General features: G+C 67.9%; 2 protein-coding genes. Both read left to right on the top strand.

The features are described 5' to 3' along the window. The first annotated feature begins 15 nt into the window (after positions 1-15). The gene (locus AB4Z47_RS05415; RefSeq protein WP_441948320.1) at positions 16-6,285 is read left to right on the top strand and encodes an amino acid adenylation domain-containing protein; all 6,270 of its coding nucleotides are present in this window, start codon (positions 16-18) and stop codon (positions 6,283-6,285) included. 59 nt (positions 6,286-6,344) lie between these two features. Then, positions 6,345-7,571 (top strand): cytochrome P450, encoded by a 1,227-nt coding sequence (locus AB4Z47_RS05420; protein WP_441948543.1) that lies wholly within the window; start codon positions 6,345-6,347, stop codon positions 7,569-7,571. The last annotated feature ends 763 nt before the right edge of the window (positions 7,572-8,334 follow it).

Raw genomic sequence — 8,334 nt, forward strand, 5'->3', positions numbered from 1 at the left:
AATATCAGTGCGCCGATGGTCGCGGGTGAGGCGGTGACGGTCGGTGGGCCGATTCGTGGGGTCGGGCAGGTTGTGCTGGATGTGTGGTTGCGGCCGGTGCCGGTCGGGGTTGTGGGGGAGTTGTATCTGGCGGGTCCGGGTGTGGCTCGTGGTTACCGCAACCGGAGGGGTTTGACGGCGTCGCGGTTTGTCGCCGATCCGTTCGCCGGCGGGGGGCAGCGCATGTATCGGAGCGGGGATCTGGTGCGGTGGCGGCGGCTACCGGAGGGGAGCCTGACCCTGGATTATGTGGGGCGGGCGGATTTCCAGGTCAAGGTTCGTGGTTTCCGTATCGAGCTCGGCGAGGTCGAATCGGGTCTGCTGGCCTGCCCGGGTGTGGCCCGCGCGGTAGCCACGGTGCACCAGGGCCCTACCGGCGATCGGTTGATCGGGTATGTGGTGGCCGAGCCGGGCGCCGACCTCGACACGGCTACGGTCCTCGCGTTCGCCGGGCAGCGGTTGGCCCCGCATATGGTGCCCGCGACCGTGGTGGTGCTGGACGCGCTGCCGGTGACGAAGAACGGCAAACTCGACCGCGCCGGACTACCCGAGCCGGACTTCGCCGCGGGCCGCACCGAGTTCCGGGCACCGGTGACCGAGGTGGAGACGACGCTGGCTGGGCTGTTCGCGGAGGTACTGGGTGTCGACTCGGTCGGTGTGGACGATTCGTTCTTCGCCTTGGGCGGTGACAGCATCATGTCGATCCAGTTGGTGACCCGGGCCAGGGCGGCGGGTGTGGTGTTGTCGGTGCGTGAGGTGTTCGAACGTARAACCGTCGCCGGGCTGGCCGGGATCGCCGTGCGCGACGACGGTGCCGCAGCGGCCGCTGTTCCGGCGGAACTGCCCGGTGGGGGTGTGGGTCCGATCCCGGTGACACCGATCATGTGTTGGATGTTCGAGCGCGGCGGATTCGACCGTTTCTGCCAGTGGGTGATGCTCACCGTGCCGGCCGGTATCGACACCGCCGCGATCGCGGCGACCGTGCAGGCGGTGATCGATCACCACGACATGCTGCGGGCCCGATTACACCCCGACCCCGGGCATCGGTCGGGTTGGGCGTTGCAGGTGCGCCCGGCCGGAATGTCGGCCGCCGGGCTGATCCGGCGCGTGCCGGTGGATGCGGCACCCGAGGGCAGCGCTTTCGCCGCGATCGCCGACGCGGAGGCGAACGCGGCCGCCGAGCGCCTGGACCCCGCCGCGGGAGTGATGCTGCAGCTGGTGTGGTTCGACTGGCCCGGACAGTCGGGGCGGCTACTGGTCGTCRTACATCATCTGGTGATCGATGGCGTGTCGTGGCGGATCCTTGTTCCCGACCTCGCGGCGGCAGCCGCCCAGGTGAGTGCCGGGCAACAGCCGCGGCTCGCGCCGGTCGGTACCTCGATGCGACGCTGGGCGCACGCTGTGGACACCGCCGCGGGCAGCCTCGAGGAACTCGACTGGTGGCGGTCCACGCTCGACACCGCCGACCCGGCGATCGGGGCCCGCCCCMTCGACCCGGTCGTGGATGTCCACGCTACCGTCGCCACTGTCGAGGTGAGGTTACCTACCGCGGTGACCCGCGCCGTCCTGACGACCCTGCCGCGGGTGTTCCGCGGCAGCGTGGACGACGCCCTCMTCGCCGGGCTCGCGCTGGCGCTGACTCGGTGGCGGCGCCAGCGCGGCCACACTATCGGCGAGGCGCTGCTGACCCTGGAAAGCCATGGCCGCCACGACGTGATGCTGCCCGGTGCGGACCTGACTCGCACCGTGGGATGGTTCACCACCATCTACCCGGTGCGACTCGACCTGTCCGATATCGACATCGATGACGCGTTCGCCGCCGGGACGGCCGCCGGGGCGGTCGTCAAATCGGTCAAGGAACAACTGCGCCGGGTCCCCGACCACGGGATCGGCTATGGGTTGCTGCGCTACCTCAACACCGATACCGCCCGCGTTCTGGGTGCGTTGCCCGACCCGCAGGTGAGCTTCAACTATCTCGGCCGGTTCGACACCATACCCGCGGCGTTGCGCGACAGCGGGTGGATGCCCGCCGGCGAGCACGCCGGTGGCGGTGTGCAGAACCCCGACGCGTCCGTAGCGGCCGTGCTGGGCGTCAACGCGGTCACCACCGACACACCCGACGGGCCGGTCCTGACCGCCTCCTGGGACTACCCGACCGGTCTGCTCACCTGCGGCGAGGTCACCGACCTCGCGCAAGAGTGGCGCGAGGCGGTGACGGCTCTGGCCGCGCACGCGTCCCGGCCCGGCGCCGGCGGGCTGACACCGTCGGATGTCGACCTCGTCGACCTCGACCAGGACACGATCGACCGGCTCGAGACCCGACACCCGGGGSTGGACGATATTTGGCCGCTCACACCGCTGCAGACCGGGTTGCTGTTCCACGCCCAGCTCGCCGAGGGCAGCCTCGATGCCTACATCGTGCAACTGTGTGTGGAGCTCGGCGGAGACGTGGACGCCGACCGGTTACGCCGCGCCGTGGGGACACTCGTCGGACGGCACCCGAACCTGCGGACCGCGTTCGTGCGCGACGGCGTCAGCGACCCGGTTCAGGTGGTGGTTGCGCGTGTCGAGGTGCCGTTCACCCGGATCGACTTGGCCGACTGCGACGACACCGCGGCCGCGCTGGAACACCTCATGGACACCGACCGCCGCACCCGCTTCGACGTGACCGCGCCGCCGCTGCTGCGACTGACACTGATCGACACCGCACCCCGACGCTACCGGCTGGTGCTGAGCATGCATCACATCCTGATCGACGGCTGGTCCACTCCCCTGCTGATCCGGGAACTGCTGATCCTCTACGCCACTGACAGCGACCCCGAGACCCTGGCACCGCTACGTCCCTACCGCGACTACCTGACGTGGCTGCAGGCCCAGGACCAGGATGCGGCGCAGGCGGCGTGGGCGCGGGCACTCGAAGGGGTGGCCGAGCCGACTCTGCTGGCGCCCGCCGAGCGCGGCCGCCGATACACCACCGCCGCGSGTGAGGTCGCGGTGCGGTTGAGCGAATACCGCACCACGGCCCTTGCCACGGCGGCCCACCAGCAAGAGACCACCCTCAACACGATCGTGCACGCTGCCTGGGCGATCGTGCTCGCGGCCGTCACCGCCCGCGAGGACGTGGTTTTCGGCACCACCGTCTCCGGGCGCCCCCCACAGATCCGCGGTATCGAATCGATGATCGGGCTGTTCGTCAACACCGTGCCCGTGCGGGTCCGGCTCGACCACCGCGAAAGCCTCGCCCAACTGCTGCGGCGAATCCACACCGAACAAACCACACTGCTCGACCATCACCACCTCGGACTGGCCCGCATCCAACAGATCGCCGGCCCCGCCGCGATATTCGACACCGCGACCGTCTTCGAGTCCTATCCGATCGACTCGACGGGGCTGTCGGAAGACACCGACATCGCGGGAATGCATGTCCTGGGCGTGCACGGACGCGACGCCGCGCACTATCCGCTCGGTCTGGTCGTCGCGCACGACACCCAACTGCACCTGACCTTCAAATACCTGCCCGACCTGTTCACCCGACACCAGATCGACGCCATCGCCGACCGAGTGCTGCGCGTGCTCGACACCATCGCCGAACACATCGACCTGCCCCTGACCCGACTACAGCTGCTGACACCGGTCGAACGAGCCGTGCTGGTACCCGTTCGCGGCCGGCCGAGCGCGGCGATGGCGGTGTTGCCGCAGGTGTTGACGGCCGCGATGACACCCGACACCGAAGCGGTGGTCTGCGGTGGTGTGCGGTTGTCCTACCGCGAACTCGAGGAAACCTCGAACCGGTGGGCACGGATACTGATCAACGCAGGGGTAGGGCCGGAATCGTTCGTGGCCGTGGCGTTGCCGCGCTGCATCGAGGCCATCATCGCGGTATGGGCGGTCACCAAGACCGGTGGCGCGTTCGTTCAGATCGACCCCACCCAACCCCACGACCGGATCACCAGCATTCTCACCGATTCCGGCGCCGCCCTCGGGCTGAGCCTGCGAACCCACCGAGACCGGCTACCGGACACCATCGGATGGCTCGTCCTCGACGACCCCTGCTTCGCCGCGGCGGCAGCGTCGGCGTCTCCCGCCGCGGTCACCGACCCGGAACGAACAACCACGCTACGACCACAGCACCCGGCCTACCTGATCTACACCTCAGGCTCCACCGGGACCCCCAAAGGGGTCGTGGTCACCCACACCGGGATAGCGAACCTGGCCGCCGACACCCGCGAACGGTTCGGCCTCACCCCGACCTCCCGCATGCTGGCCGCCGCCGCACCGAGCTTCGACGTCTCGATCCTCGAATGGCTCGCCGCCGCCACCTCCGCGGCCACCCTGATCCTCGCCCCCGCACCCGTGGTCGCCGGCACCGAACTCACCGAGGTGATCAACACCGAACACGTCACCCACGCCGCGATGACCCCGACGGTGCTGGCATCGATGCACCCCGACGAACTCCTCGGCGCCCTCGACACTGTGATCCTCGGCGGCGAGACATGCCCACCAGACCTGGCAGCACAATGGACACCCGGCCGCACAGTGATCAACTCCTACGGAGCCACCGAAACCACGATCACCAGCTGCGCCGACACTCCCCGGACCACGAGCACAGACAGCCCCATGGCAATCGGCGGCCCGATCCGCGGATTCACCGCCGTCGTACTCGACCGCCGACTGCGGCCCGTCCCACCCGGAGTGGTCGGCGAACTCTATCTGGCCGGACCCGGCCTCGCCCGCGGCTACCACAACCAACCCACCACGACCGCAGCCCGATTCATCCCCGACCCCTACGGGCGCGGCGGGACCCGCATGTATCGCACCGGCGACCTGGTCACCTGGATCGCCGAGCGAACCTTGCGATACGAAGGCCGCAGCGACCGACAACTCGAGATCCAAGGCAACCGCGTCGAACCCGGCGAGATCGAAGCCGCGCTACGCAGCCACCCCGACATCACCCACGCAGCCGTCACCATCCACACCCAACCCGAGGGCACCGACCACCTCACCGGCTACGTCGTACCCACCCCGCACACCACACCCGACACCACCGCACTGATCACCCACCTCGCCACCCGACTACCCACCCACATGATCCCGTCCTCGATCATCGTGCTCGACCGAATCCCCCGCACCGCCACCGGCAAACTCGACTACAAAGCCCTCCCCCCACCCCACCGGCGCCCCACCCCGTTCCGGGCACCGTCCACCCCACTCGAGGCCACCGTCTGTGACGCCTTCACCCAAACCCTCGGCATCGACCGAGTCGGCGTCGACGACGGCTTCTTCACCCTCGGCGGCAACTCACTGGCCGCCACCCAACTGGTAGTGCGGCTGGCGGAATCGACCGGTATCACCATGCCGGTCCACTGGATCTTCACCGACCCGACACCACAATCGCTGGCCCACCGCATCGACACCCGCCTACACGGCCTCGACGAACACGACCCCGACGACGCGCTGCGCGTCATGCTCCCCCTGCGCGCCACCGGAACCGAACCGCCCCTGTTCTGCATCCACCCCGCCGTCGGACTGGCATGGGGTTTCAGCGGACTCGTGGCGCACCTCGACCCCGACCGACCCGTCCACGGGCTGCAATCCCCCACCCTCACCGACCCCACCACCCGATACGACACCCTCGACGAACTCGCCGCCCGCTACGTCCAGGAAATCCGGGCCGTCCAACCACACGGCCCCTACCATCTGCTCGGCTACTCCCTCGGCGGCACCATCGCCCACGAGATCGCCGCCCAACTCCAAGGCGACGGCGACACCATCGCCACCCTCGCCATGATGGACACCCGCGTCGTCACCCCCCGCAGCAACCGCGCACCCACCCCCACCATCACCGAATTCGTAGAGATGCTCGCCGAGTACGGCGGCCTCACCCTCCCCCCGGGCCCCGCCGACCTCACCCCCGAGACCGCCGCCGCGTTGCTGCGCCAACGAGGCGGACTCCTCACCGCCGTGACCCCCGAACACCTCGAGCTCGTACACCGCGACTACACCCGGCTCGTCGACCTCACCCGCAACCACCAACCCGCACTCTTCGACGGTGACCTGATCTACTTCACCGCCACCGACCACACAAACCACGACCCCTCCCCAGCCCTCGCCTGGAACAACCACATCACCGGCCGCATCACCGAACACCACATCCCCACCCAACACACCCGAATGACCGAACCCGACGCACTCCACACCATCGGACACATCCTCACCGAACACTTCCGCGGCCGGAGCGGGAGGTGACAAGGCTGACTCGCGCGTGGATTCGGTGGCTGCTCGTGCACGGCCTGACGCGGTCCTACATGCTGTGGTCGGCACATCGGGGCGATCCCCTCGCACAGATCGCCTTCGGCCAGGATCGCTTGCTCGGCGCATCGCCGTTCATCGAGGAGATCCGACAGCGGGGCCGTCTGCCCAAGCTGTCGGGAGCGTACGTCACCACGGACTACGACCTGTGCCGTCGCATCCTGCGAGACAACCGCTTCGGCGTGGTCACGCCCACCCATCCAGTCATTCCGAAGCCGATCCGCTGGGTGCTGACCAAGACGGATCAGGAACTTCCCAACCTCGGGGAACCGCCCTCGATGCTGGTGACCGATCCGCCGGAACACACCAGGTACCGCCGCCTGGTCGGGCAGGCATTCAGCCCGAAGGCGATCGCCAAATTGGAGCAACGGGCCGTTGAAGTGACCGATGGCCTACTCGAACGCCTGGAATCAAAGCCGCGACCGGACCTGATCGAGGACTTCGCCGAACAGGTGCCCGTCGCGATCATCGCCGAGATTCTCGGGTTTCCCCCCGATATGCATTCGACCATGCTGAAGTGGGGTTTCAATAGCGCGCCGCTGGTCGACCGAGCCCTGACCTGGACCACGTATCGCCACGCCACCGACGAGCTGGCCGAGGTCAAGCAGTACTTCGAGCAGCGCATCGACAAGCTCACCGCCGAGCCGGGCGATGACCTGCTCACTGTGCTGGTGACAAGCGGTGAGCTCACCCGCCGCGAGCAGATGGCCAACGCGGCCCTGCTGCTGGACGCCGGATTCTTGACGACAGTGAACCTGCTCGGCAACGGAATCGCCCTGCTGACCAGCCATCCGGATCAGCTGAAGCTACTGATGGCGCAGCCGGAGCTGTGGCCGGGCGCGATCGAGGAAATCCTGCGCTACGACTGCCCCGTGCGGATGACCGGCCGGATCGCCAACTGTGACGTCGACATCGCCGATCGACACGTCAAGCGCGGTTCCGTGGTCTTGCTGTCATTGGCGGGCGCAAACTACGATCCCGGCGTCTTCCCCGATCCCGAACGATTCGACGTGACCAGGGCCAACGCCGCGGATCACCTCGCGTTCAGCAGCGGGGTGCACGGCTGCTTGGGATACCGGCTGGCCCGAATGGAAGGCGTCATCGCGCTGCGGACCCTCTTCGAGCGATATCCGGATCTGCGCTTGGACGGCCCGCCGATCCCGCGTCGCCTGGTGAACCTGCACGCCTACCGCTCCATGCCCGCCAAACTCACTGCCGACTAGCTGGCAGCCGGGCCAGGCTCACGGCCGGTAACCCGGTCGCGGGTGGTCGGGTCGAGGTGGCCGCGGTGGCAGCTGACGTGGTCGAGCAGTCGGGCTGCTTTGGATCGGACTGCGAGGCGTTGCACTCGAAACATGCGGAATGGGCCTGCCGAGCAATTGCGACTGCCCACCGAATGGGCTCTAATTCTGCGGCAAGCCCCAGCAGGGGTAATCGCGGCCGGCATCAACAAGGCCGACGCTCTGCGGTGTTCGACAGATGACGTGCGGTTTGTGGCGATAATCGACAACCAGGTGCCGAGTCGCAGCCTTGTCACCAGTGAACGTCTGATGGCATTTGGGAGCAATGGCAGACATTGTGCGCGCTCAGTGGCCACCAGCCCCGACATCCCCCACATTTCACCGTCTCCGGCGATCTCGTCTTCATAATCACTCACCCACTCGCGCAACCGCCATCTCCACCTCGGTCGTACCCGCACCGAACGGCGTCACACCTTCATCCTCGATCGCCGAAAGCACTAATCCTGCCATGGCATTCGCCTCCCCGACCCGTTCCAGCTGAGCGCAGGTCGCGACTCCCCACGACCTCCACATCGTCCTGAGCGCAGGTCGCGACTCCCCACGACCTCCACATCGTCTACAGCATGTGCGCCGTCGGCACCGCCGCACGCATCCACGACCGCGCGGTACTCGACGCACTCGACTGGACCTCCGACCCCCGCCTCGGAGTCCGCTGCGCCTGCGACGTTTCTGTACGCGTGTTCGA

Source organism: Nocardia sp. 2TAF39 (genome assembly GCF_052114905.1).
In the GTDB taxonomy this organism is placed as follows: domain Bacteria; phylum Actinomycetota; class Actinomycetes; order Mycobacteriales; family Mycobacteriaceae; genus Nocardia.